Source organism: Cyclobacterium sp. SOCE241, from assembly GCF_056867545.1.
In genome coordinates this window covers 3,119,954-3,145,472 of sequence record NZ_CP149779.1, presented here as the reverse complement: position 1 = coordinate 3,145,472, position 25,519 = coordinate 3,119,954, and the positions used below count along the sequence as shown (strand labels likewise).

The 25,519-nt window shown below is 37.8% G+C and carries 20 protein-coding genes and 6 pseudogenes; 14 read left to right on the top strand and 12 right to left on the bottom strand.

Going from position 1 to position 25,519, the window contains the following annotated elements:
• Positions 1-2: 2 nt before the first annotated feature.
• The 4 genes and pseudogenes from lpxA to WG932_RS15675 form a co-directional block, all read right to left on the bottom strand.
• Positions 3-782 carry an acyl-ACP--UDP-N-acetylglucosamine O-acyltransferase gene (gene lpxA, locus WG932_RS15690; RefSeq protein WP_014018994.1) on the bottom strand — a complete coding sequence of 260 codons (780 nt, stop codon included), beginning with the start codon at positions 780-782 and terminating at the stop codon, positions 3-5.
• Positions 779-2,171, bottom strand: a pseudogene (locus tag WG932_RS15685) (bifunctional UDP-3-O-[3-hydroxymyristoyl] N-acetylglucosamine deacetylase/3-hydroxyacyl-ACP dehydratase). The gene lpxA and the pseudogene WG932_RS15685 overlap by 4 nt, the downstream one beginning before the upstream one ends.
• Before the next feature lie 36 nt (positions 2,172-2,207).
• A pseudogene (lpxD, locus tag WG932_RS15680) lies at positions 2,208-3,241 on the bottom strand (UDP-3-O-(3-hydroxymyristoyl)glucosamine N-acyltransferase).
• A gap of 15 nt (positions 3,242-3,256) precedes the next feature.
• Positions 3,257-4,496 (bottom strand): annotated as a pseudogene (locus WG932_RS15675) (HD domain-containing protein).
• 52 nt (positions 4,497-4,548) lie between these two features.
• On the opposite strand from WG932_RS15675, the pseudogene porX reads away from it, so the two are divergent.
• From porX to WG932_RS15660, 3 genes and pseudogenes are all read left to right on the top strand, one after another.
• A pseudogene (porX, locus tag WG932_RS15670) lies at positions 4,549-6,101 on the top strand (T9SS response regulator signal transducer PorX).
• A gap of 7 nt (positions 6,102-6,108) precedes the next feature.
• Complete coding sequence (tsaE, locus tag WG932_RS15665; protein ID WP_483084652.1) at positions 6,109-6,537, top strand: tRNA (adenosine(37)-N6)-threonylcarbamoyltransferase complex ATPase subunit type 1 TsaE; 429 nt, start codon at positions 6,109-6,111, stop codon at positions 6,535-6,537.
• A 59-nt stretch (positions 6,538-6,596) separates the two neighbouring features.
• A complete protein-coding gene (locus tag WG932_RS15660; protein WP_394369261.1) occupies positions 6,597-7,754 on the top strand; it encodes an alanine dehydrogenase in 1,158 nt (385 codons plus the stop codon).
• Positions 7,755-7,769: 15 nt separating this feature from the next.
• Here the strand turns inward: WG932_RS15660 and WG932_RS15655 are convergent, their stop codons facing one another.
• A complete protein-coding gene (locus WG932_RS15655) occupies positions 7,770-8,234 on the bottom strand; it encodes a response regulator (RefSeq protein WP_149391960.1) in 465 nt (154 codons plus the stop codon).
• A 258-nt stretch (positions 8,235-8,492) separates the two neighbouring features.
• Here WG932_RS15655 and WG932_RS15650 point away from each other — a divergent pair, with 258 nt between their 5' ends.
• The 9 genes from WG932_RS15650 (at position 8,493) to WG932_RS15610 (ending at position 14,246) form a co-directional block, all read left to right on the top strand.
• Positions 8,493-8,813: a hypothetical protein gene (locus tag WG932_RS15650; RefSeq protein ID WP_483084651.1), complete on the top strand. Its 321-nt coding sequence runs from the start codon at positions 8,493-8,495 to the stop codon at positions 8,811-8,813.
• A 36-nt stretch (positions 8,814-8,849) separates the two neighbouring features.
• Positions 8,850-9,599 carry a ThiF family adenylyltransferase gene (locus WG932_RS15645; RefSeq protein WP_483084650.1) on the top strand — a complete coding sequence of 250 codons (750 nt, stop codon included), beginning with the start codon at positions 8,850-8,852 and terminating at the stop codon, positions 9,597-9,599.
• A 228-nt stretch (positions 9,600-9,827) separates the two neighbouring features.
• Positions 9,828-10,298 (top strand): hypothetical protein, encoded by a 471-nt coding sequence (locus WG932_RS15640; protein ID WP_483084649.1) that lies wholly within the window; start codon positions 9,828-9,830, stop codon positions 10,296-10,298.
• Positions 10,285-11,091 carry a 7TM-DISM domain-containing protein gene (locus WG932_RS15635; RefSeq protein ID WP_483084648.1) on the top strand — a complete coding sequence of 269 codons (807 nt, stop codon included), beginning with the start codon at positions 10,285-10,287 and terminating at the stop codon, positions 11,089-11,091. Before WG932_RS15640 ends, WG932_RS15635 begins: the two co-directional genes overlap by 14 nt.
• 14 nt (positions 11,092-11,105) lie before the next feature.
• Positions 11,106-11,318, top strand: a complete 213-nt coding sequence (locus WG932_RS15630; RefSeq protein ID WP_483088763.1) for a hypothetical protein — start codon at positions 11,106-11,108, stop codon at positions 11,316-11,318.
• Positions 11,234-12,421 carry a sensor histidine kinase gene (locus WG932_RS15625; protein WP_483084647.1) on the top strand — a complete coding sequence of 396 codons (1,188 nt, stop codon included), beginning with the start codon at positions 11,234-11,236 and terminating at the stop codon, positions 12,419-12,421. The genes WG932_RS15630 and WG932_RS15625 overlap by 85 nt, the downstream gene beginning before the upstream one ends.
• Positions 12,422-12,424: 3 nt before the next feature.
• Positions 12,425-12,853: a response regulator gene (locus WG932_RS15620; RefSeq protein WP_483084646.1), complete on the top strand. Its 429-nt coding sequence runs from the start codon at positions 12,425-12,427 to the stop codon at positions 12,851-12,853.
• A complete protein-coding gene (locus WG932_RS15615) occupies positions 12,850-13,512 on the top strand; it encodes a sensor histidine kinase (protein ID WP_483084645.1) in 663 nt (220 codons plus the stop codon). Before WG932_RS15620 ends, WG932_RS15615 begins: the two co-directional genes overlap by 4 nt.
• Positions 13,513-13,706: 194 nt before the next feature.
• Positions 13,707-14,246, top strand: a complete 540-nt coding sequence (locus WG932_RS15610) for an inorganic diphosphatase (protein WP_014018982.1) — start codon at positions 13,707-13,709, stop codon at positions 14,244-14,246.
• Between the two features lie 97 nt (positions 14,247-14,343).
• On the opposite strand, the gene WG932_RS15605 is transcribed toward WG932_RS15610, so the two are convergent.
• From WG932_RS15605 to sppA, 5 genes and pseudogenes are all read right to left on the bottom strand, one after another.
• Positions 14,344-16,227 carry a valine--tRNA ligase gene (locus WG932_RS15605; RefSeq protein ID WP_483084644.1) on the bottom strand — a complete coding sequence of 628 codons (1,884 nt, stop codon included), beginning with the start codon at positions 16,225-16,227 and terminating at the stop codon, positions 14,344-14,346.
• 5 nt (positions 16,228-16,232) lie between these two features.
• Positions 16,233-16,897, bottom strand: a pseudogene (locus tag WG932_RS15600) (class I tRNA ligase family protein).
• Positions 16,898-17,092: 195 nt separating this feature from the next.
• Positions 17,093-17,359 (bottom strand): hypothetical protein, encoded by a 267-nt coding sequence (locus WG932_RS15595; RefSeq protein WP_483088661.1) that lies wholly within the window; start codon positions 17,357-17,359, stop codon positions 17,093-17,095.
• Positions 17,356-17,988 (bottom strand): endonuclease/exonuclease/phosphatase family protein, encoded by a 633-nt coding sequence (locus WG932_RS15590; RefSeq protein WP_483084643.1) that lies wholly within the window; start codon positions 17,986-17,988, stop codon positions 17,356-17,358. The genes WG932_RS15595 and WG932_RS15590 overlap by 4 nt, the downstream gene beginning before the upstream one ends.
• A 12-nt stretch (positions 17,989-18,000) precedes the next feature.
• Positions 18,001-19,761 (bottom strand): signal peptide peptidase SppA, encoded by a 1,761-nt coding sequence (gene sppA, locus WG932_RS15585; protein ID WP_339678481.1) that lies wholly within the window; start codon positions 19,759-19,761, stop codon positions 18,001-18,003.
• Positions 19,762-19,839: 78 nt separating this feature from the next.
• On the opposite strand from sppA, the gene folK reads away from it, so the two are divergent.
• Positions 19,840-20,328: a 2-amino-4-hydroxy-6-hydroxymethyldihydropteridine diphosphokinase gene (gene folK, locus WG932_RS15580; protein WP_339678479.1), complete on the top strand. Its 489-nt coding sequence runs from the start codon at positions 19,840-19,842 to the stop codon at positions 20,326-20,328.
• A 184-nt stretch (positions 20,329-20,512) separates the two neighbouring features.
• Here folK and fabD read toward each other — a convergent pair whose 3' ends face one another.
• Positions 20,513-21,391 (bottom strand): ACP S-malonyltransferase, encoded by an 879-nt coding sequence (gene fabD / locus WG932_RS15575; protein WP_339678477.1) that lies wholly within the window; start codon positions 21,389-21,391, stop codon positions 20,513-20,515.
• A 177-nt stretch (positions 21,392-21,568) separates the two neighbouring features.
• Positions 21,569-24,341 (bottom strand): annotated as a pseudogene (locus tag WG932_RS15570) (T9SS type B sorting domain-containing protein).
• Between the two features lie 479 nt (positions 24,342-24,820).
• On the opposite strand from WG932_RS15570, the gene WG932_RS15565 reads away from it, so the two are divergent.
• On the top strand, positions 24,821-25,504 hold the full coding sequence (locus WG932_RS15565) for a succinate dehydrogenase cytochrome b subunit (protein WP_149394953.1): 684 nt from the start codon (positions 24,821-24,823) through the stop codon (positions 25,502-25,504).
• The last annotated feature ends 15 nt before the right edge of the window (positions 25,505-25,519 follow it).

Genomic DNA, 25,519 nt, shown 5'->3' with positions numbered 1-25,519 from the left:
ATTTATTGGATATAACCTTTCATTACACCTCTTTCCGAAGATCGGATGAAATTGACTATCTCATCCCTCTCTTTGGTTGCAGGTAAATTGATTTCGATCTCTTCCAATGCCTTGCTATTGTTCCAATTGTTTAAAAATAAGAATCGATAAACCTCCTGAATTTCGCTTATGGTATGACTTTCAAACCCCCTTCTTCTCAATCCCAAAGAATTTACTCCGGCATAACTCAATGGTTCTCTAGCTGCTTTGGTAAAAGGAGGCACATCTTTTCTTACAAGAGAACCTCCTGAGATCATGCTATGCATACCAATTTTTACAAATTGATGGATAGCACTACTGCCGCCTACGAAAGCCCAATCATCAATGGTAACATGCCCTGCTACTTGTACAGAGTTAGCTATGATTACACGGTTCTGTATGATACAATCATGGGCAATATGAACATATGCCATGATTAGACAGTTGTCTCCAATTTTAGTGGTTTGCTTATCTGCAGTCCCTCTATTGATTGTTACAAACTCTCTAATGGTGGTATTGTCTCCAATTTCTACCAAAGATGGCTCACCATTGAATTTCAAATCTTGAGGAATTGCAGCAATCACTGCTCCTGGAAAGATTCTGCAATTCTTACCAATTCTTGCTCCAGGGTAAATGGTGACATTTGAACCTATCCACGTGCCATCCCCAATTTCAACATCAGGATGGACAGACGAGAAAGCTTCAATTGAAACATTTTCTCCCAAATGGGCCTTTTCACTTATTTCGGATAGTTTACTGATCATGCGTCTTTTCTTACAATGCTGGCAGTCATAATTGCTTCGCAAACCAAGGCGTTTCCAACAAATGCCTCCCCTTTCATTTTTGCTATTCCTCTTCTTATTGGATTAAGTAATTCACATTTAAAAATCAATGTGTCACCGGGTAATACCATCTTTCTGAATTTGCAGTTTTCTATACTGAGAAAATAGGTCCAATAATTTTCCGGGTCCTCTACAGTACTCAAAACCAGTATTCCACCTGTTTGAGCCATGGCTTCTACTTGCAAAACGCCCGGCATGACAGGATTATTGGGGAAGTGCCCCATAAAAAATGGTTCATTGATAGTGACGTTTTTTACACCGGCCACTACTTTATCGTCCAGATATATCACCTTGTCTAATAATTGGAAAGGATACCTGTGCGGTAGGATATTGCTAATTTGATTGATGTCTAATACAGGTGGTGATTTAGGATCGTAATACGGAATATGCATAGGCCCTGCTTTCTCCATTGCCCGTTTTATTTTCTTTGCAAAAGCTACATTGGCGGCATGGCCGGGCCTTGCAGCAAGAATTTGTGCTTTCAAAGGTCGGCCTACCAAGGCCAAGTCACCGATAACATCCAAAAGCTTATGTCTTGCAGGCTCATTTTTATACCTTAACTCTACATTGTTCAATATACCTTCTTTCTTAACTTCTACCTTTTGCTTATTGAACATTTTGGCTAGGTTCGCAAGTTCTTTCTCTTCAACAATTCTGTCTACAACCACAATAGCGTTGTTGAGATCCCCACCTTTTATGAGGTTGTTTTTATACAACATCTCTAGTTCATGCAAAAAACAAAATGTCCTACAGGAAGCGATTTCTTGTCGAAATTGACTGATATCTGTGATGGAAGCATGCTGACTCCTAACACCGGAGAGTTGTAATCCACCATTACGGTAACCCTAAAATCATCTAAAGGCAAAGCAGCGATTTCTACTTCTCTGGTGCTGTCTCTGTAATGAATGCTTTCAGGGACTTCAAAAACCTTCGCAAGGCATTTTGTTCCTCAAGCCCTGCCTCTTCAAGAATGTTGATGAATTGGATGCTACTGCCATCTAAAATTGGCGGTTCAGGTCCGTTAAGTTGGATCAATACATTATCTATTTCCATTCCTACAAGCGCCGCCAAGACATGCTCAACCGTAAATACCCTCGCTCCACCTTGCTCTAACGTAGTTCCCCTTGATACATCTACCACATTGTCAACATCAGCATCGATTATGGGCTGTCCCTCTAGGTCCATTCTTTGAAATTTGTACCCATGGTTAGGACTGGCCGGTAAAAAGGTCATGTTAGCTACGACTCCCGTATGTAAACCTACACCGTTCAGGGTAACTTGTTTTTTTATGGTATGCTGTTTTACTTTCATTTAAATAAATAACTATATACTAGAGGTGCTCCAATTTCAATTTTCAAATTTATTATTTTTTTCAAGCTCTCTTAATTTGTCTTGAAGTAAAGGCAACTTCTTAAAGATAGAATAAGATTTAAGTGATGCTTTTAAGTCAAAGCCTATAAAACCAAAAAGGGTTGTTCCTGGTTCATTAACTGATTTCATTATTCCTGTGTTTCCTCCAACAATGGTTCGATCTGCAAGCTCAATATGCCCCACAATAGAAGATTTACCTGCCAAGACACAATTTTTACCTATAATTGTTGAACCAGCAACACCTGCTTGGGAAGCGATAACAGTATTTTCACCGATGGTAACATTGTGAGCAATTTGAACTTGATTGTCTAATTTCGCTCCCTTTTTAATTAAAGTAGAACCCAAGGTAGCACAGTCGATGGTCGAGTTGGCGCCAATGCTAACATTGTCTTCCAATACAACATTGCCTAGTTGGGGTACGTTTTTGTAAGTGCCATCTGCCTGTGGAGAGAAACCAAAACCATCTGACCCGATGATGGCTCCGGAGTGAATTTCGCAGTCATTGCCTATTTTTGTTTGGGAGTAAATTTTTACTCCCGAATGGAGTACGCAATTGTTACCAATGGTAACACCGTCTCCGATGTATACTTGTGGGTAAATTTTTACATTCTCCCCAATTGTGCAATTTTTGCCAATATAAGAATAGGCTCCTCGATAAAACCCTTCGCCGATGGTGCTGTTTTCCCCGAGATAACAAGGTTCTTCTTTTCCTAAGGGATTGGGTTTGGTAAGTGCAGCATAATTTTCGAGCAGTTTAGAAAAAGCTGTGTAAGGATCTTTAACCTTGATTAAAGTAGTGGTGATTTTTTTTTGAGGGGTAAAATCCTCGGAAACGATTATTGCAGAGCATTTGGTAGTGTAGAGGTACTTCTCATATTTTAAGTTAGAAAGAAACCCTATGCTTCCAGGGGTGCCTTCTGGATTTTTTTGAGGGTATCAATTACCTGCGAACCATCACCTTCTACAGTTCCTTCCAAAAGTTGAGCAATTTGATCGATGGTGAATTCCATTGGGTTAATTAATTTTTACCGTAAAGTTAAATTTTTAGCATGACAAGCATAGTGTTTTTTAACAATTTTACTCATCGCTTTGATGTTCGGCAAATCTGCAGCGGTGGCTACATCCAAGACTTTGCCCTTTTTTGTCAAAATTAAAATTTTATTTTCAGTTAAATATCCATAATTACTAATTTCACCTTCAGAGAAAAAATACTTTAATTCATCATCAGAAACAGCTAGTTTTTTTGAGTTTTTAATCTCAACTTATCTATCTCAGCCCTTTTGAAAGGGGTATTGCTAAAATGAATTTTAAATAAATTTCTGGTTAAAAACATTTTTGAAATTTCTTTCAAGACAAAATCATCGGTGTTTTTCCAAAGTTTTATTGCACCCCAAATATCCAAATCATCCAACTGGGCAAAGTCATTTAGCCAAATAGGTGTTCCCGGTGAATTCTTTTGGGGAAGGTCTTTTTTAGAAATCCCAAAAATTCTATGGATCCCGGGAGTATTACCCCTGAGCGTGCCAAGTGTTTGGCTCTCAATATTAGGTTGATAAGCATTTTTTCAGCACATACCGTGGTTTTGTGCAGGTAGACCTGCCAGTACATCAGCCTTCTGGCATTAAGAAAATTTTCGATACTATAGATTCCTTTCTCTTCGATAACCACCTCATCATTAATGATGGTCATCATTTTAATAATTCTATCTGCTCCAATGGTGCCCTCAGAAACTCCTGTAAAAAAGCAATCCCTTTGTAAATAGTCCAGTCTGTCGATATCCAATTGACTCGAGACTAGTTGGTGAAAGAATTTTCTTTCGTAACTTCCGACAAAAATATCTTTTGCCATAGAAAGTTGGCCATTAAATTGTTTATTTAATTCGTCAAAGAAGAGAAGAGATAAGGTTTCATGATGCTGACCTTTTAAAAGAATGGACTCTAATGCATGGGAGAAAGGGCCATGACCAATGTCATGGAGGAGAATGGCAAGCAATGCAGCTTCATATTCTTGGTCAGAAATTTCAATTCCTTTGTTGCGGAGTTGATCCAAGGTGATACTCATAAGGTGCATCGCTCCAATGGCATGATGAAAACGTGTGTGCAAGGCTCCCGGGTATACCATGTCTGTCAAACCAAGTTGCTTGATTCTACGTAACCTTTGAAAGTAAGGATGGTCAATGACGGCAAAAATCAATTCACTTGGAATGTTAATGAACCCATAGACAGGGTCATTTATTATTTTATAACTTTTCAATGTCCGTTTCATAGAAGCAACTTGCCAAAAGTAATTAAACTAAAAAAGAATTAAACCAATTGATATGCAAAATTTCAAAATATTATGGGCAGATGACGAGATTGATCTTCTAAAACCACATATTTTATTCTTAAAACAGAAAGGTTATGATATAGTTACAGTAAATAGTGGTCTGGATGCCATAGAGAAAGTGGAAGAAGATAATTTTGATGTGATTTTTTTGGATGAGATGATGCCCGGGATGACAGGCCTGGAAACTCTACAACAAATCAAAACATTAAAACCTCAAATTCCTGTAGTGATGATCACTAAGAGTGAAGAAGAGCATATCATGGATGATGCAATTGGTGGTAAAATTGCCGATTATCTAATTAAGCCAATCAACCCAAATCAAATTTTTCTGTCCGTCAAGAAAATCCTGCAAAATAAGCAATTGATTAGCGAGAAGACCAATCTCTCCTATCAACAAGATTTTAGGAACATTAGCATGGCCTATAATGATGCCATTGATCATGAGGAATGGGTAGATATTTATAAGAAGCTGACTTACTGGGAGCTGGAAATAGATGAAACGGAGAATAAAAGTATGCAGGAAGTGCTGGAATCTCAAAAAGTAGAAGCCAATGCAAACTTTGCCCGTTTTATAAAGGAAAATTACTTGGATTGGTTAAACCTGCCGAAAATTAGTAAGCCTGTTTTATCTCACCAGGTGATGAAAAAACATGTTTTCCCTAAATTGAAGCAGGACAAACCTTTATTTTTTATTGTGATTGATAACTTGAGGCTGGATCAATGGGAAATGATTGAAAATCAACTCAGGGATTATTTTTTGGTGAAAGAAAACGGGACGTATTATAGTATATTACCTACCACCACAGCCTTTTCAAGGAATGCCTTGTTTAGTGGTATGATGCCTTTGGAAATGGCTAAATCTCACCCTGATTTGTGGGAGGGAGAGGATACAGATGAAGGTAAAAACAACCATGAAGAGGAGTTCCTAAATGTAAACCTAAAGAAAAATAGACTTTCAATACGATCCAGCTATAATAAGATCATTCAAACAAACCAAGGCAAAGCAGTTTTGGATCAGTTTCCTAATCTGATGAAAAATGAATTGAATGTGCTTGTTTACAATTTTGTGGACATGATGTCTCATGCAAGGACCGATATGAAAATGATCAGAGAATTGGCTCCGGATGAATCTGCCTACCGCTCGTTAACCACTAGCTGGTTCCTTCATAGTTCATTGTTTGAACTATTTAAAAAAATAAGTGCTGCCGGTGCAGAAGTTATTGTCACTACGGATCATGGGACCAAGCGGGTCAACAAGCCTTATAAAATCATTGGCGATCGAAACGTTACTACCAATTTAAGGTATAAACAAGAAAAAACCTTAATTTTGAATCTGGAAAGGTATTTGAAGTCGACAAGCCTGATGAAGCCAGGCTGCCTCGATTAAATATCTCCTCCAGTTATGTTTTTGCTGTTGAAGATTATTTCTTTGCCTATCCTAACAATTACAATTATTATGTTAATTATTATAGGGATACTTTTCAGCACGGAGGCGTTTCTTTGGAGGAAATGATTATTCCTATCGTACATTTACAGCCAAAATAAAATCTGTTTGAAGCAAATTCAATGTGATCATATTAGCGAAATTCCAATAATTGCTGAAAAAATTATAGCTTTATGCAAGGATAATAAAGTATGGGTTTTTCAAGGGGAAATGGGAGCTGGCAAGACTACGCTTATTAAAGCAATTTGTGAAAAACTTGGAATAGTCGATGCAGTCAGTAGCCCTACTTTCTCTATTGTCAATGAATATACAGATGAAGAAGGTGATGCAATTTACCATTTTGATTTATACAGATTAAAGGATCCCATGGAGGCATTTGATATGGGTGTTCAGGAATACTTTGCAAGTGGGAGTTATTGTTTTGTGGAATGGGCAGAAAGAATCCCTATGTTTTTGCCGGATGAGTTTGCGTTGATTTCGATTGAAAGTGAAAGTGATGAAAAAAGAATTATTGCCATTAAAACCATCAATCAATGATAGGTAAGTCAGGTTTTACCGAAATTGCCGAAGAATCGCTAGTATATACTCAAGAATCTATGGATCGGTTGAAAAGGAAGGGCCCTCCTGTTTTGATAGGGATACCAAAAGAAACAGCTGATCAAGAAAAGCGGGTAGTACTCACTCCTGAAGCGGTCGCCTTATTGGTTAATAATGGACAGCGTGTTGTGGTGGAAGCAGATGCAGGGAAATTTTCAAAATTTTCAGACAAGGACTATGCAGATGCAGGGGCAAAGGTGGTTTATACCAGTAAAGAAGCTTATGATGCAGAGGTGATCTTAAAAGTTGAGCCACCCACTGAAGAAGAAATAAATTACATGCGGCAGGGCGCCTGCCTAATCTCTGCTCTACAGTTGGGAAAACAAAATGCTGCATTTATTCATCAGTTGAATCAGAAGAAAATCACAGCTGTAGCTTTCGAGAATTTAGAGGATAAGGTTGGAGGAATGCCTGTGGTTAGAGCCATGAGCGAAATTGCAGGAAGTACTGTAATGCTTATTGCTGCAGAATACTTAAGCAATGTGAATGATGGAAAAGGTCTGATTTTAGGAGGTATTACCGGTGTCCCACCCACCCAAGTAGTGATAATAGGTGCAGGGACAGTAGCTGAATATGCTGCCAGAACGGCATTGGGACTTGGAGCCAATATTAAAATATTTGATAATCAGATTTATAAGTTAAGGCGTATAAAGCAGGTGTTAGGTCAACAAGTGTTTACATCCACGATTGACAACTATGTTTTGGGACAAGCCTTAAAAGAATCCGATGTGGTAATTGGGGCACTTAGGGCAGAAAAAGGAAGGTCCAAAATTGTAGTTTTTGAGGAGATGGTTTCTCAAATGATGGAAGGAAGCATTATCATTGATGTAAGTATTGACCAAGGGGGCTGTATAGAAACAGCAGAAATGACCAGTCATACTCAACCCGTGTTTAAAAAACATGGGGTAATTCATTATTGTGTACCAAATATTGCATCAAGGGTGTCAAGAACAGCTTCTTATTCACTAAGCAATATATTTACACCGATTTTACTACAAATGGCGGATATTGGAGGTGCAGAAGAGATGGTATTTAATTACAAATGGTTTATGAAAGGAGTTTACACTTATAGGGGAAGCCTTACAAATGCACACTTAGCTAGAAAATTTCAAATGACCCATAAAGAACTACAATTGTTATTGGCTGCCAGGTATTGATTACCCGGCAAGCCACTAGGAAAGAAGGTTTTGTCTAAGAAGAAACTCTAGCTGATCATTTGCCTTCAATAGGCTGTCTGTCAGTTGTTTGTTTTCTTTCCTAAGGGAGAATACTTCGAAAGCATTTTTTACAACGGTTCGGAGGTAGTCTTCTTCCCATGGTTTGGTTAAGTAGTGATATACTTTTCCCTTATTAATAGCATCAATTACTGCTTGAATATCAGTGTATCCTGTTAGCAATATACGCATTGGGTCAGGGTGCATTGGTATAATTGATTCCAGAAAATCCACGCCGTTTTCTTTGGGCATTCTTTGATCAGTAATGATTATATCAATGTCTTCCTGAAGCAAAATATCCCTACCCTCATCAGCTGAATCTGCTAAAAAAATCTTGTAATCTCTTCTAAAAGTGGCCTTAAACGCTTTCAAGTTATTGACCTCATCATCCACATAAAGGATTCTGATCTTATTTTTTTCCATACCTTAAATATCGAAATACCGCGATTAATTGCAAAGATTTAAAACTTGAATTTTTAATTTTAAGCAAAATTAACCTGTTTTCAAATAGAATCTACTAGTTTAAGCTTAATATATATTTATTCAAAAGTTTATTTTATAAATTAATGAATTAAAACTGAATTGCAAAAAAATATTAAATTAATTCTTCCCACTTGATTATTTGTAATAACAAAAATATAACTTTACCTACATTATCTCCTTTTTTAGTTACTAATATTTATGGAAAACTCAATTAAGATTAGTGAGTTAAATGAGTCCTTCAAGCCTGTTTTATTCTCCCTTAAAAATGAGGAGGATAAAAATAAGCTCAAAAAACTTCAAGCAACAGGTAAAATAATGTTTTTTGATTCTTTTGATTTACAGCTAGCGGAACTTATCAAAGCACAAAATCCATCAAGAAAACTGTCTCAGGAGGAGACAGAAGAAAAAAACAAGAATTTTATAAAAAATCCGGATTGCCAGCCTCTGAAAATGGGGTGTGGGTTTATTACTCTTGGAGAAATACTATGGTTCGGATTTTGGAAGAAAAAGAATTTGTAAAATTGCGCACCCTTCGAAATCGGTATAAAATTACTGATGAAGAACAAGAGTTGCTACAAAAAAATTGTCGGAATAATTGGTCTTTCTGTGGGGCAAAGCGTTGCTTTAAGCTTGGCAATGGAAAGGTGTTTTGGAGAGATTAGAATTGCTGATTTCGATACCTTGGATTTGAGTAATATGAATCGGATAAGAACTGGAATTTATAACATCGGATTGAAGAAATCATGGATAGTTGCAAGAGAAATAGCTGAAATTGACCCCTATTTGAAAGTTACTTTATATAATGAAGGGATTATTGAGGATAATATCAATGATTTTTTTAACTTAAACGGAAAAATGGATCTATTGATTGAAGAATGTGATAGTTTACCGATTAAGCTCTTGAGTAGAATCAAAGCGAAGGCGCTTAAAATACCTGTTTTAATGGATACAAGTGACCGTGGTATGATGGATATCGAGAGGTTTGATTTGGAACCCGATCGATTAATCTTTCATGGTTTATTGGCAGAATTTGGGCCAGAGGAAAAAATTATGTCAAGATTACCTGAGAGTGGCAAAGAGATGATGATGTCATTGTTGCAGTTTGATAATCTTTCACCAAGGGTGAAATTTAGTTTTTCTGAGCTAGGGAAATCCATTACATCATGGCCACAATTAGCATCTTCTGTTTTTTTAGGAGGGGCGGCTTGTTGCCATTATGCAAGACTATTATTATTGGATCAAAAAATTGATTCAGGAAGGTTTTATGTTGATTTAGACAAGATAATCAATTTTAATGAAAGTTAGAGTAAGGATAGTTAGGGCAATAGATGATGTCGAGGCTACAGAGAAGTACATTTTTGGTCACCATAAGGTTTTGGAATCTTATGGAATAACTAAAGTAACATCAGCTGATAGATCATGGGCTCTTAATCCTCATGTATATCTCATCCTTTTTGAATCTATGGACGATCAAAGAATTTTGGGTGGTGGAAGAATTCAGCTTAGAACAGAAAATTTCCCCTTCCATTTGAATTGGCCATCAAAGATATTGATCCAAAGATTGAAGATTATCTTTCAGAGTTTAAAGATTTGGAAGTGGCTGAATATTGTGGACTTTGGAACAGTAGAGAGGTAGCAGGATATGGGATAGGTAGCATCTATTTGGTTCGGGTCGGGATCGCAATTCTTCCCCAATTGGATTTAAAAAAGCTATTTGGATTAAGTTCTCCTGTGACTTTAAGTATATCTAAAAGTGTAGGTTATGAAATTATTACAGGGTTAGGCGACAAAGGCTCCTTTTACTATCCCAAAGAAGGATTAATAGCTACAGCCTTGGAAATAAATGACATTAATGAATTATCTCAGGCCCAAGAAGCTGAAAGAGATTACATTTTTGAATTGAGGAATAAAATAAATTTTAATACTGTAGAGAGTGGTCCGAAAGGGGAAATGGAATTACAGTTTGAACTTCAAGTCCCAAAGCCAGACAATGAAAAAGAATAATCCCTATTTTAAATATGCCGCTTTAACATTTTTATTATTGGTGGTGCTTATCATCCCTACCATCTATTTTTTAGGGATGCTGAAGCAGGAGGACGAATTAAAATTTAGCCATTACACCTATTATGTAGGGGATAATACCTCTTTAAACAATGAATCAAACTTAGATACCTTTGATTCTACCGTCTATGGAGGAATTGATTTAGGCGCAATTAGTGAAAATTTGTTTGTTAAACTTGATCTCAATGACTTTAATTGGCTGAATTCAGATAGCCTCTACATCCTTGAACTGACTAACCCGGGGCTTAGGGAGGTAGAAATGTTTCGGTTCGATAAGGAAGGTAATCTTGTTTATAAAGAAATTGCGGGCACCATGGTTGGGAATTCAAACCCGTTGAAAAACCCCAATCCCTTTTTTAACATTAGACTTGATGGTGAGCTCAATCCATCAATTGTGTTAAGAATAGCTTCTCAAGTCCCCTTAAAATTTGAGGCTTATATTTTCCCTTATTCCTCTTATTTTAAAAATTTTAGTTTTAGGCTCATTATCATTAGTGTTTACTTTGGGATAATGATTGCCCTTTTTATCTATAATTTAATACTTTATTTTTCGGTAAAAGACAAAGTTTATTTATTCTATTGTTTTTATATATTGTTTATTGCCTTGGCCCAACTATCAATTTCCGGACATTCATTCTTTCTTCTCGGCGAGAATGCCTTTCTCTACGAAATTAGTATCATAGGCTTTACTACTTTATCGAGTATCTTTGTAATTCCTTTCATCCAGCTTTTTTAAAAACGGATGAATATGTGCCGAAATACGAGAAATACCTTTACCTCATCCCTATTTCCTATGTAGTTGCCCTGGTATTAAGGGTGTTAGGTGTAATTGAGATCAGTTATTCAATAATGGATTTAAATGGTTTAATTTTAGCCATTTGCTTCTTTACCATTGGAATAATTGCGGCAAAAGGGGGTATCGATCAGCCTACTTCTTTTTGTTGGCTTGGAGCTTTTTGTTGATTGGCTTGGTGGTCTATATCCTTCATAATTTGATGATCATTAATCTGGGTTCCTTTGCCAATGCCCCATTATTGGCGGGAACAGCTATAGAAGCCCTATTACTTTCTTTTGCTTTGGCTGATAAAATCAATATATTAAAGAAAGAGAAAGAAAAAGAGCAAATAGATAAGTTGGAAGCGGTAAAAGAAAATGAAAGGTTGATAAAAGAGCAAAACATTTACTTGGAAAAAATGGTTAAGTCTAGAACAGAAGAACTGGAATTGACGCTCAAAAACCTTCAAAATACACAAACCCAACTTGTGAATCAAGAGAAAATGGCCTCTTTGGGTCAGTTAACAGCGGGTATTGCACACGAGATTAATAATCCCATTAACTTTGTAAGTTCCAATATATCACCACTAAAGAGAGATATGAAGGATATTTTAGAGTTGATGGATGTTTATCGAGAGAAAGGTAAATTGGAATTTTCAGAAGAAAGTAAAGAGGAGATTGAAGAACTGGAAGAAGATATTGAGTTTGAATACCTTTTAGAAGAAGTGGATCAATTGCTTACCGGGATGGAAGACGGTGCCAAAAGGACTGTAGAGATTGTTCGTGGATTGAAATTGTTTTCGCGGGTAGATGAGCAAGATGTCAAAGAAGTTGACCTACGAGAAGGATTGGATAGTACATTGATCTTACTTAATAGTACTATTTCTGGTAGGATTAAAGTGAATAAAAACTACGAGGAAATTCCTATGGTAGAATGCCTTGCAGGAAAAATAAATCAGGTTTTTATGAATATCATTAGTAATGCCATTCATGCCCTTCTGGATCATCCTATTGAAGGTAGAGAACCTGAACTAACGATTAACACTTCCTTTAAAAATGGATTTGTTATGATTGAAATCAAGGATAACGGTATAGGAATGCCGGAAAGTGTCAAAGAGAAGATTTTTGACCCATTTTTTACCACTAAAGCAGTTGGCAAAGGTACTGGGCTTGGACTCTCTATTGTGTATACCATTATATTAGAGAACCATAAAGGAACCTTAGAGGTAGAATCTGAAGAAAATGTAGGGACAGTTTTTTATATAGGATTGCCGGTTAACCAAAAAGGATAACAGATGAGGAAAAGGATCGATGTGCTGTACATTGATGATGAGGATAATAATCTGAATTCATTCAAGGCAGCATTGAGGAAAGAGTTTAAAGTGCAAACAGCTATGGATGCTGAGGAGGGGCTGATCCTTGCAAAAAATTATGAATTTCAGGTGGTCATTGCTGATCAAAGGATGCCTGGAATGACAGGCGTTGAGTTTTTCGAAAAGCTTGTTGAAATTAACCCCGACCCTATTAGAATATTATTAACCGGTTATTCGGATATTTCAAGTGTTATAGACGCCATCAATAGAGGTGAGGTTTATCGTTTTATTGATAAACCCTGGAATATTGAGCAAATAAAAAATGCAATTTTAAATGCAGCTGAAATATTTGACGCAAGAAAGGAATTAAAAGAAAAAATACACGATTGCAGAAGCTGCATTCTGAAATGAATCAGTTTGTATACAGTTTGTCACACGAATTGCGTGGCCCGCTCATGAGTATTTCGGGGATATCCAAGCTTGCCAAAATGGAAGTTTCAGATCCGGGGATCATTGAATATTTTGAAATGATTGATTCTGCCACATTGAAATTGGATGACTTTATTTATAAAATGCTGGATTTTTACAGGTCCACAAAAATTGAAAATAAAGTTGTAGCCATCAATTTCAATGGGATTCTAGACCAATTGCTAGCTGAATATAAAGCAAAATGGAACCTTACAGGGATTGAATTATGTGTGGCGATAGAACAAGAGGAATCTTTTCATTCGGATGAATCAAAAATTAGGGTCATCCTTAATAATTTATTCAGTAACGCCTTTAAGTTTCAAAAGGATGAACCCGGTAAATGGATAAGAATTGACATAAAGGCAAATCAAGAAACAGCAGTGATCCATATTTCTGATAATGGAATAGGGATTGAAGAAAGACATAAAAATGATGTGTTTAATCTTTTTCATCGAGCCACCCAGAGAAATGTTGGCTCAGGTCTTGGGCTCTATATGGTTAAAGAATCTATAGAGCAACTCAAAGGAAAAGTAGAACTGAATTCAACTCCCGGAAATGGTACAGAGGTCCTTGTACATCTTCCAAATTTGCTAGAGCTTTGACACAGTGTTATTTATAGTGTTTTCTTTTTCTCGGACTATTGGTTTAGGAATGTTTTTGAATAAAGTTCGCAATTTTCTACTGTCCGGTTAGCTTGAATATCTTGAAATCCTTTTTAAATTTTATTAATTCCTTTGTTGAGATATAAAATGGAGGTAATTTGCAACATTAGTTTTATCAATTAAGATGTTTTTTTATGATTAACCCTTGGCATGATGTAAGTATTGGGGACGACTCACCGGAATACGTAACGGGAGTAATTGAGATACCCAAAGGAAGTAAAGGTAAGTATGAACTTGATAAAAAATCAGGTATGCTTTTGTTGGATCGAGTGCTTTTTTCAGCAGTCCATTATCCGGCAAATTATGGTTTCATCCCTCAGACATTCTGTGAGGACCGTGATCCACTGGATATATTAATTATTTCCCAGATTGATATACCTTCGATGACGCTTGTCAAAGCCAAAGTTATAGGCGTAATGAGAATGATTGATGGGGGAGAGGCAGATGATAAAATTATTGCTGTTGCTGCTGACGATCAGTCCGTAAATTATTACGAGGATATTTCAGAACTTCCTCCACATTTGATGAAAGAAACACACAGATTTTTTGAGGATTATAAGAAACTCGAAAATAAAGAAGTGAAAGTTGAGGATTTTCTTGGTAAAGAAGATGCCATGCGAATCATTACAGATGCTGTAGAGCTTTATGACAAAACTTTTAGGACTGTAAAATAAAAAAAATAAACCTAAGTTTATCCTGAATATTTAACTCCTTTAATTCCAGATATAGTATAGAAAGGCTATTTATATCTGAAATTAAAGGAGTTTCTTTTTAGCCAAGCTTTTTAATATTGTCTTCTAAGGCTTTAACTTTAGATTTAGCATCCTCCATCTTTTTCTTTTCCCTAGCAACGACAGCCTCAGGGGCATGGTTGACAAAACGCTCATTTTCTAGTTTTTTAGAAACAGCTTTTAAGAATCCTAAGGTGTAATCCAATTCCTTCTGAAGGTTTTCTCTTTCTTGGTCAAGGTCGATCTTTTCATTCAATGGAATAAAAAATTCATCTGATTTTACCACAAAGCTAACCGAATTGGCTACGTTCTCCCCAAATTGGATACTGGATATATTCGCCAATTTTGAAATAATTTCACCATATCCATCGTATAAACTTGTGTCGGAGGTGTGAATGGTCAGTTCAAAAGCTTCTTTAGGAGAAATCCCTTTGGAAGCCCTGACATTTCGAATTTGGGATACAATTTCAAATACTTTGGCAGCTTCTTCAATAATTTTGCTGTCAAATTCTCCCAATTCAGGCCAAGAGGAGATCATGATGGCTTCCCCTTCTTTCCTGTCACCCAATTGCTGCCAAAGCTCCTCGGTAATGAAGGGCATAAATGGGTGTAAGACCTTCATAAGGTTTTCGAAGAAAACAATGGTCTGCTCTTTTGTGGCCTTGTCGATCGGTGCTTGGTATTCAGGTTTAATCATTTCCAGATACCAGGAGCAAAAGTCATCCCAAATTAATTTATAAACAGACATCAAGGCATCCGAAATTCGGAATTTCTGAAAGTGATCTGTAATCTCATGAAGAGCTTGGTTGAATCGGTTTTCAAACCAAGCAATGGCAGTGTCATTGTTTGTATCTGCTTTCTCAGTTACTTCCCATCCCTCGATCAAACGGTAGGCATTCCATATTTTATTGCAGAAATTTCTCCCTTGCTCTACAAGTTTTTCGTCATACGGAAGATCATTTCCTGCAGGACTACTGAAAAGCATTCCTGTCCTCACTCCATCTGCACCATATTTCTCAATTAACTCCAGTGGGTCAGGTGAGTTGCCTAGTGATTTGGACATTTTTCTGCCGAGTTTATCCCTTACAATCCCTGTTAAATAAACATTTCTAAATGGTTTCTCTCCCGTGTACTCATAGCCTGCAATTATCATTCGTGCCACCCAGAAAAATAATATTTCCGGTGCTGTTACCAAATCATTGGTAGGATAGTAATAAGCAAGGTCTTCATTTTTTTTACCTGTTTTGAAAAAGTCAGGATCAAAAACTGAAATAGGCCATAGCCATGACGAAAACCAGGTGTCCAAAACATCCTCATCTTGCCTTAGGTCTGAAGCAGTGAATTCTCCTTCATGATTTTCGTTGGCCAGTTGGACTGCTTCTTCTATGGTTGATGCTACCACATATTCTCCATTAGGAAGGTAGTATGCAGGGATTTGATGGCCCCACCAAAGTTGTCTTGAAATGCACCAATCCCTTACGTTTTCCATCCAACTTTTGTACATGTTTTTAAATTTGGGCGGGAATAGCTTTACGCTATCATCCATCACAGCCTTAAGCGCAGGTTGGGTAATCTCCTCCATGTTCAAAAACCACTGCATGGATAATTTGGGCTCAATTACTGCATCTGTTCGTTCAGAATGCCCTACATTAGATGTATAAGCTTCTTCCTTGTTGAGTTGGCCGGCCTCTTTTAATAGCTTGGCTATCTTTTTTCTCGCAATAAATCGGTCCTCACCTACAAGCAGCTGAGCTTTTTCATTTAAGGTTCCGTCATCGCTCAAAATATCGATGACTTCAAGTTGATGCCTTATTCCAATCTCGTAATCATTGATATCATGGGCCGGTGTGATTTTTAAACAACCGGTACCAAACTCCATGTCCACATAGGCATCTTCAATAATTGGAATGGGTTTATTGATCAATGGAATTACTGCTTTTTCCCTTTTAGATGTGAAAATCTGGGGTCATCCGGATGAATACATATGGCCACATCCGCCATTATGGTTTCCGGTCTGGTGGTGGCTATGGTAAGGTATTCATCTTCACCTTCAATATTATAATTGATATAGTAAAGCTTTGAAGAAATTTCTTTGAAGATTACCTCATCATCAGAAAGTGCCGTCCGACCCTTAGGGTCCCAGTTGACCATTCTTATACCCCTATAAATTTTCCCTTTTTTATGTAGGTCAACAAATACATTGATGACAGCCTCACTGAGGTCCTTGTCCATGGTGAAACGCGTTCTTTCCCAGTCACAAGATGCACCTAATTTTTTGAGTTGTTCAAGAATAATTCCACCATATTTTTCTTTCCATTCCCAAGCATGGGTTAGAAAAGATTCTCTGTTAAGTGATTTTTCTCTATCCCTTTTTCTTTTAACATGGCCACCACCTTTGCCTCAGTGGCTATGGAAGCATGGTCAGTACCGGGAACCCAACAGGCATTTTTGCCTTCCATTCTCGCTTTCCTTACAAGGATATCTTGGATGGTGTTGTTTAACATATGCCCCATGTGGAGTACACCTGTGACATTGGGTGGGGGGATTACAATTGAATAAGGTTCTTTATTACCGTCCGGTTCTGAATGAAACATTCCTTGTTCCATCCAGTATTGGTACCATTTAGATTCAGTATTTGAGGGAGTATATTTGGTAGGTAGTGCCATTTTAAATCATTTTGAGGTGCAAAAATAATACATTAATACTTTTTGGCGCACCTTTATAGATAAGGATTACCAAAAGTTATCTACTTTTTGCAAGTGGAAAGACGATGAATTGCTGTAAGACCGTTAATTTCCCAGTTGAACTTTTACCATTACCGGGAAATGATCAGAAGGGTATTTTTTGCCATAATTATCCGATATGGTTCCGTGGTGAAGCGTTTTTACTTTATTGTTGACAAAAATGTAATCTATTCTCCTATCGGGTAACATATCCCATTTAAACCCGGTAAAGGTACCCAATGGCCCATAAGGAGGGAGTAAAGATTCTTTTTTACTGTCTTTCATTAGATTCCCCTTGGTGATTTCATCGTAGGCAGGATTGTCATCCTCTATATTAAAATCTCCTGTAAGAATACATGGGAGATTATCTTTGTTGATAGATTTGATTTTTTAAGCAATAACTTGCTGCTTTCTTCCCTTTCTTTTTGTCCTCTGTGGTCATAGTGAACATTGAAAACATAGAATTCCTGGCCATCTTGGGTTTTGAATTTAGCCCAAGAACAAACCCGGTTCAATGAGGCATCCCAGCCTTTAGAGGGTTTTTCTGGAGTAGGAGAAAGCCAAAAAGTATTCTGCTCAATTAAAGTGAATTTTTCGGGGTTATAAAATACAGCACTAAACTCTCCTTCCTTCTTTCCTGTATCTCTTCCCACACCAATATAGGGGAAATTTAAACCTTCTTTAACCATTTCAAGCTGGTTAAACAATCCCTCTTGGGTTCCAATGATGTCCATTTCATGGAATTGTATCAAGTTTATCAAATGTGGGGCTCTGTCTTCCCATAAATTGCCCTCATCATTTTGGTTGGCATAGCGAATGTTATAGGTAGCGATATTGTAGGTTTCCTGGGTAAATCCTTCGGGGACCTGAATTCCAATCAGTAAGAATAGTGCTACTTGAATTTTTAAAATTGATAGATTGAAAATGGGTGCTTTAAATCCTGAAAAGTTGGAAATATTCATTGTTATGTTTAGTTATTTAATTTCTGATTGAAAAGGTAAAAGCACCATCCTGCCTTGCAGTTTTTCGAGTTTTTCAAGAGTTTTAAAGATTTCATAGGATTGACCCATTTTGATGCGTTGGTAGGTGCTTTCTACATCAGTGCCAAAATCTTCCATAATCTGTTCTAACATGCTCTTTTGTTTAGGGTAAACCACCAATTTGTAATCCTCCTCTATGCCGGCTTTTTTCGCTGCAATCTCGATGGCATCATCAAAACCTCCAAGAACATCTACCAAACCTTTTTCTTTGGCCATTTTACCGGACCAAACCCTGCCGCCGGCAATGGCTAACACTTGCTCTTTGCTCATCTTTCGGCCTTCAGAAACTCTGCTAATAAAAGTATCATAACCTTCTTCTACCTTTTTTTGCATGATGGCTTTTTCTGTTTCTGAAATAGTTTTCGTCGGGTCGAGTAAGTTCGAATATTGTCCTGTTTTGACTTCATCTGTAGTAATGCCAAGTTTGTTGTTCAAGAATCCCTTGGCATTAAACCATAAACCAAAAATACCAATAGATCCGGTAATGGTGTTGGGATAGGCCACGATGGTGTCTGCCGGTGCAGCTATATAATAGCCTCCGGATGCAGCATAGTTGGACATGGAAGCGATCAATGGCTTTTCTTTTTGGGCTTCCGAAAGTTCCCTCCAAATTACCTCAGAAGCAATGACCGAGCCTCCGGGCGAGTTAATTCTAATTACTATGGCTTTCACATCCTCATTTTTTCTGGCTTTCCTGATTTCTTTTAAAAATCGATCAGAACTAATTTGATCTAATGCCTCTCCTCCTACTATCTCACCATCAGCAATGATAAGAGCTATGGTGTTTTCAGAAAGGCGATTTTTTGCTTTTGCAGTTTGATTGATTCCTGTGATACCAATGCTATTGATTTCCTTGCTGTCTTCAGACAAACCCAACTTTTCCTTCAACCGTGTTTTTACCTGATCATCATACCAAAGTCCGTCGACCAATTTGTAGTCAAGCGCATCTTGGGCATTTCTTACCAACATGCCATCATTAACCTCTCTCATCTTTTCTAGGTCAAGCTGACGACTTTCAGCTACACTCTCCACAAGTACATTGTTGATGTCATTGAGGTATTGTTTGGTCTGAAGTTGGTTTTCTTCACTCATTTTCTTTAAAATGAATGGTTCAACGGCGCTTTTAAATTCACCTACTCTAAATATTACAGGTTCAATCTCTAGTTTTTCAAATAGGCCTTTGAAGAAAACCGGCGCACTTGCCAGACCATTGAACTCGACATCCCCTATGGGGTTGACGTAGATTTCATCTGCGACGGAACTAAGAAAGTAACCAGGCTCAGTATAGTACTCAGAATAAGAAATAATAAATTTTCCGCTATTTCTAAACTCCTTAAGCGCATTTCTAATTTCTAGAATATGGGCCTGACCCGCCGAAAGCATACCGCTTTCCAAGTAAATCCCCTTGATATCGTCATTTTCTTCAGCTGTGCGGATGGCTTTTATTATTTGATTGAGCCCTATAGTGGTAGTATTCCCAAGATAGGGTAGGGTTGGTAAACCAATATCATCATCAGGTGCGCTTTCTACAATAGGAATACCGTTAAGCTTTATGTGTAGCACTGAATTTTCTTCAATAGTTGCTTGATCTCCACTGGATCCAATAGCGATAATTCCGGCCAATAAAAAGAAACCTATTACCCAGAAAATTAGCAGACCAACAATGACGGCCAATACATTGCTCAAAAATTTCATATCTTTGCTCTCTTTTAATAATCTTCAAAATTAACCTATTTTTCACAAAACTGTGGGTTTTGATTTAATTAATTCTTTATGCATCAGGTAGTATTGGGCTTAGGAGGAAATAGGGGAGATAAGCTTGCCTTGCTAAACAAAGCAATGCAACTACTCGCCCAAAAAATGGACTTGGAAAAGGCGTCTTCAATCTATCATACAGCCGCTTGGGGAGGGAATTCGCATGGGGCCTATTTAAATCAGGTGCTTGTTTTGAGAACGTCTATGAAGGCGGAGGAATGCTTGAATTTTATCCAACAAATTGAAAATCAATTGGGCAGGAAGCGTGGGGTGAAGTGGGGAGATAGAACCATGGATATTGACATTCTGTATTTTGACAATGAAATCATTAATACCGAAAGACTGAAAGTGCCACATCCTCATTTGACCTCAAGAAACTTTGTGCTCGTTCCTTTGGCAGAAGTATTACCGGAATTTATTCATCCTCAGTTTGGGAAGTCTTCCTTAGAATTAATGCAAAAGTGTGAAGATAAATTAAAAGTGAAGGTTTGGCAAAAGGAGGGGTAAAAATAAACTTAGTAATTGCCAAGAGGTAAGCTTGACAATTAACCCCGGTTATTTAATAGATTGATTGATCTTCTTTTAGCACTAGGAATTTAGCAATATATGGGCTAAAAGCCAATAGAAAAAAGGCTGTTTTCCATCATTGGAGAATAGCCTTTTTTCTCAAGTTATTGCTAAATAGAATAAACTAATCGAGTGATTTGGTTTCTACTTCTCTATTGATCTTTTTCACCAATCCTTGCAATACTTTTCCGGGTCCACATTCTATAAATTGAGAAGAACCATCCTTGATCATGTTTTGTACAGACTGGGTCCACTTGACAGGAGCTGTAAGCTGGGCAATTAAATTGGCCTTGATGGAATCTATATCGCTAACAGCTGTGGTGCTTACGTTTTGATAGACAGGGCAAATCGGGTCAGAAAAAGTAGTAGCATTAATGGCAGCTTCCAGCTTTAGTTTGGCAGGCTCCATTAATGGTGAATGGAAAGCGCCTCCCACCGGTAAAGGAAGTGCCCGCTTAGCACCGGCTTCTTTTAATTGCTCACAGGCAATTTGTATCCCTTCTAGACTTCCTGAAATCACCAACTGCCCCGGGCAATTGTAATTGGCTGCTACAACTATTTGTCCTTCAATGGAAGCACAAATTTCTTCTACTTTCTCATCAGCTAAACCAAGGATTGCTGCCATAGTTGAAGGGTTGATTTCACAAGCTTCTTGCATGGCGAGGGCCCTTTGGTGGACCAGTTTTAATGCGTCCTCAAATTTTAATGCTTTATTGGCTACAAGGGCAGAAAATTCCCCTAAGGAATGGCCTGCTACCATGTCGGGATTAAAGTTAGAAGCAGTTAATGCGGCTATGGCGGAATGAAGAAAAACGGCCGGTTGGGTTACATTGGTTTGTTTTAATTCTTCTTGGGTACCATCAAACATGATATCTGTTATACTAAACCCAAGAATTTCATTGGCCTTTTCAAATAATGCTTTGGCTTCAGAACTGCTTTCATAAAGTGATTTCCCCATGCCTGGGAATTGGGCTCCTTGGCCCGGAAACATATAAGCTACCATTGTAATTGGTTCAAATTTAAAATAAAGGCTCAAAGATAAGTAAAAAATTGAGTAGGCTCAATTTTTAGTAATTTGGCAACCCTACTAACTTGAGTAATAAGCTATGCCTAGCGGTGTAAGACTAATCTTAAGCTCCAAGTCTACTTGGTAGGGTAAATTTGAGATTGAACTCTTTGATTATTTCATCAGTTGAACAGTGCCTTTGATTTTTTGCTGCCTACGGTTTGCGTCCAAGACATCAAAAAGAATGATTGCTTCATAGTAATAGGTGCCAGAAGGAAGATCATTACCATTTTGGTCTTTACCATCCCAATTGATGAAAATATTGTTCTCTGAAGCCTGTGCACTGTTGTAATCATGTACCAATACACCCCATCTGTTATAGATTTTGATGGCAACAGCTTCTACAAACCTTGGGCACTTGGCATAAGGATTGTCAAAAGCTTGAAAGGTTTCGTTCACATTGTCTCCATTTGGCGTGAAAACATTTGGAAGCTCATAATATGGACAATTATCAATACAAACGATATTGCTTGGCTCACTTTCATTTCCGGACCGGTCAATGGCTGTAATATAATAACAACCCTTCAGTTCATTTAGGCCTTCAATCCTCGTTTCATTGTTGATTACCGAAACATCTTTTACGAAGCTAAAGGTGCCCTCTTCCCCTGTTTCAGAGAAATAAATCTTGTAGCCATTTAACTCTGTATCACAATTGCCTGAGAAGTCAGGATCCCAACTTAAGTCATGATAGAAGTCGCTAAAATTGCAAGGCTTGTCTGCTAAAAAGGCTTCGCATTCAGGTCCTTCGTAGGAAAGTACCGGAGGGCAAGGCAATCTGTCATCATCAGGTTTTGCACATACAACCTGTGATTTATTGGCCAAGGGGTATTCCAATATGTCTAAATTATAATCTCCATTTGTAATTACATAATAGCAATACTCCTTTTCGGTATCCAAAGGTACTCCGTTATGACTTCCGTCATCAAGGAAAACAAAACCATTCTGTGTAACATCCACTTCCCCGATCAATACAAAGGTGTCTTCATCCGCTGCATTTGCATCCGTCCTATTCCTGTAAACCTGATGGGGGTATTGGGCAACTTCATTGTTCCAAGAAACTTCAAAATCCCAACTTAACTCAATGGCTTCATTGATAATGGTGGGTTCTAGTCTCACTGAGGAGGCTGTATTGGATGAATCTGTTTTTACTCCCTGAGAGAGTAGGATTACTTGATAATTGTACACCAGATTTTCAGTATTGATATTACTGTCTGTGAATACGGTATCGCTGGTGGTGATTAGTGAAGTTCGGTCATTGGTACCGGAAAATCCTTCACTTCGCAGCAATTGATAAGTGTAAGGTCCGGGATACAACTGGGTGTCAATGTCATACGGAGGTGTCCATCTCACTAAAATTTCACCTTCGTCTGTACTGGTTTTTCTACACTTACATTGGTGATGAGTGGTACGTCTACATCTATGGTTATACAAATTTCATCTGACACATAACTTTCACCACTTCTCGGGGCCGGAAAGGCTGCCACCAATCGGTAACAATAAGTATTTCCGGGACTTAAACCCATACCATTGTTATTGTCAAGAAATTCGACTTCGTCCATGCTTGTAGTGCCTACCAGCTCATATCCAGGTCTAATGCCTGTTTCACATGAGTCAGGTTCATAATTATCGCTATTGATCCTTCTCCAAACCTGCATGGTTTCTGCTGTGTTGGCACAGGAATAAGGGTCCCACTCCAAATTGACTGATCTCCCCGGTGCTTGCTCAATCCCAAAGAAACTAGGGGAGGAGCCACTACTGTGATGTTCCATGTTTTAATGTCCACCAAGGAGGGACCGGAATCCGGATCATCTGCTATCCTCACCCTTACCTGATAGGTTCGGGCCCTTACATGACTACATACAGTTTGCCATTGGAAATTAACAATGCCGGGAGAGGACTGAAAGGTCGAAATGGGATTATAGCTAGCCGGAGAGGAAGTGATTTCAATAGGGTCTCCAAAGACCTCAATTAAAATAGGATCTCCATCAGGGTCCATTCCTTGAAAAATTTCTGTTATTTCAGTACCGGCTTCTACACAAATATCATCAGGCATAATCAATTCAGGTCTTCGATTGTCGGTGTTTTCGACGATTATTTGCATGTCTCGCAAAACATAGCCTATCCGTGTCCATTCCCCTGCTACTAGACGCCATTCTTCAATTCGAAAGGCTACATTGTATTGACCTGCAATGCCTGGGGCATCCCAAATTAAATCTCCGGTAACAGGGTCTAATTCTAAAATTGGAGGAGTAGAACCATCTTGTCTCGTGAAGCTAAATTCACTTGATGCAGGGCTTCTGTAATTGTTTACTTGACGTTGAAATGCTTGTTTGGGGATATCCAAAACATAAGCTAAACTGTCGCCATCAGGATCATAAGCTCCCGGGTTGTGAATATAGGTTTGATTAACAGCACCATTGTCTACAGGGGCAATGGTAAGGACCGGAGAGTTATTGACACCTAAGAAGGGGTCAATATTTATCATGGTTTCAATATAAAAAGGGGTGTCAACGGATTGATCCATGTTTAAGGTATTCGCATTCCGGTTAAATTCCATGAATCGGATGGTGTAAGTTCCGGGGCCCTGGTAGGTATGGGTAATTACAAAAGTGTTTTTTTCAATGTCATTTCCCAAGTTTTCTGTACTCGTAATGTCACTTTCAGTGTTAAGCACTTCTACTCTACCATCTCCAAAGTCTATTTCTCCTGGACCAAAAACCACAGAGGAGCGGGTATCGGTATAGCCTACAACTGTTATTTTATAAGTCAATGTTTGAGTAGAAACTCTTTCGGCAATGATCTCTCCGGCTCTAATGTGGGTGGCATAAGAAGAGGCAGCGCTTAGCATCAAGGCCATAAAGCCCAAAAGAAAGTAACAATATTTCATATGTTGGTATATTTCAGCGGTTTGCTCTAATCAAGTTATTTGGTTTTGTATTTTTGAAGATTATCCATTCAAAACCACTCTCTTAGATCAAAACGTTTTTATTTTTTCAATGGTTACCCTAAATTATAGCTTTATAGTGAATTTTTCACTCCTTCAGGTATTTATTATTGTTTAGTTTTCAATTGCTTTAATTTTTTTCCAAGTCTTTTAATGGTCACTAAAGGCGATCCTATCCACGATGTAAATAGGATTGTACATTCAGAGGGGCCTGATCATTAGGACTTTCATATTTAAAGGGCAGAAGAAACCAAACAAAACCGTATTAATAACGGTTATTATTAACGTAAATTTTTATTAACGCGTGTTTATTTAGAACTATTTAAAATAAGATGATTGACAGATGATTGATTGTTTGCTATTGATTACAAATGTAAATTTGGCCTCATTACTAAGATCAAACCGTAATAACGAAAAATTATATGAGTTGGGTATCTAAAACCTTAAATAGTACGCTGGGCAAAAAATTATTGATGGCCCTAACGGGATTATTTCTTATTTTGTTTCTTGTGGTTCACCTTGCCGGTAACCTACAATTGATTTTCCCGGATGAGGGGAAGTCATTTAACATCTATGCAGAAACAATGGCAACGAATCCTTTAATCAGAGTTGTTTCAATTTTAAACTTTGGTTTTATTCTTCTCCATGCGGTGTATGCGGTTATTCTTACGCGACACAATAAGAAATCCAGGCCTATAGGCTATGCCGTTTCAAAAGCTTCAGAGAATAGCACTTGGAGCTCCAGAAGTATGGGGATTCTGGGAACTTTGATTTTCATTTTCCTTTTGGTTCACCTGAGAGGTTTTTGGTATGAATTGAAGTTTGGTGAGGTGCCGATGGTTACTTATGATGGTGTGAGTTATAAAGATAGCTTTGCCATTGTATCAGCTGCCTACCAAAATATACTTTATGTGATTTTTTACGTGGTAAGTATGGGTGTTTTGGCATTTCACTTATCGCATGGTTTTGCAAGTGCTTTTCAAACTTTAGGAATTAATCATACAAAATACACCCCTTTTATCAAGAAGCTGGGATTGGCATTTGCCATAATAGTTCCTGCCTTGTTTGCGTTGATTCCCATTGTGATGTTTATTCAGGGAAGCTAAGGAGACTACAATTAA

Coding starts and splice junctions, on each gene's coding strand:
- folK (WP_339678479.1), top strand. CDS start 19,840: ATGCATCAGGTAGTATTGGGCTTAGGAGGAAATAGGGGAGATAAGCTT.
- lpxA (WP_014018994.1), bottom strand. CDS start 782: ATGATCAGTAAACTATCCGAAATAAGTGAAAAGGCCCATTTGGGAGAA.
- WG932_RS15620 (WP_483084646.1), top strand. CDS start 12,425: ATGAGGAAAAGGATCGATGTGCTGTACATTGATGATGAGGATAATAAT.
- WG932_RS15615 (WP_483084645.1), top strand. CDS start 12,850: ATGAATCAGTTTGTATACAGTTTGTCACACGAATTGCGTGGCCCGCTC.
- WG932_RS15635 (WP_483084648.1), top strand. CDS start 10,285: ATGAAAAAGAATAATCCCTATTTTAAATATGCCGCTTTAACATTTTTA.
- WG932_RS15590 (WP_483084643.1), bottom strand. CDS start 17,988: ATGAATATTTCCAACTTTTCAGGATTTAAAGCACCCATTTTCAATCTA.
- WG932_RS15655 (WP_149391960.1), bottom strand. CDS start 8,234: ATGGAAAAAAATAAGATCAGAATCCTTTATGTGGATGATGAGGTCAAT.
- WG932_RS15650 (WP_483084651.1), top strand. CDS start 8,493: ATGGAAAACTCAATTAAGATTAGTGAGTTAAATGAGTCCTTCAAGCCT.
- sppA (WP_339678481.1), bottom strand. CDS start 19,761: ATGAAATTTTTGAGCAATGTATTGGCCGTCATTGTTGGTCTGCTAATT.
- WG932_RS15645 (WP_483084650.1), top strand. CDS start 8,850: ATGAAGAACAAGAGTTGCTACAAAAAAATTGTCGGAATAATTGGTCTT.
- fabD (WP_339678477.1), bottom strand. CDS start 21,391: ATGGTAGCTTATATGTTTCCGGGCCAAGGAGCCCAATTCCCAGGCATG.
- WG932_RS15565 (WP_149394953.1), top strand. CDS start 24,821: ATGAGTTGGGTATCTAAAACCTTAAATAGTACGCTGGGCAAAAAATTA.
- WG932_RS15610 (WP_014018982.1), top strand. CDS start 13,707: ATGATTAACCCTTGGCATGATGTAAGTATTGGGGACGACTCACCGGAA.
- WG932_RS15660 (WP_394369261.1), top strand. CDS start 6,597: ATGGATCGGTTGAAAAGGAAGGGCCCTCCTGTTTTGATAGGGATACCA.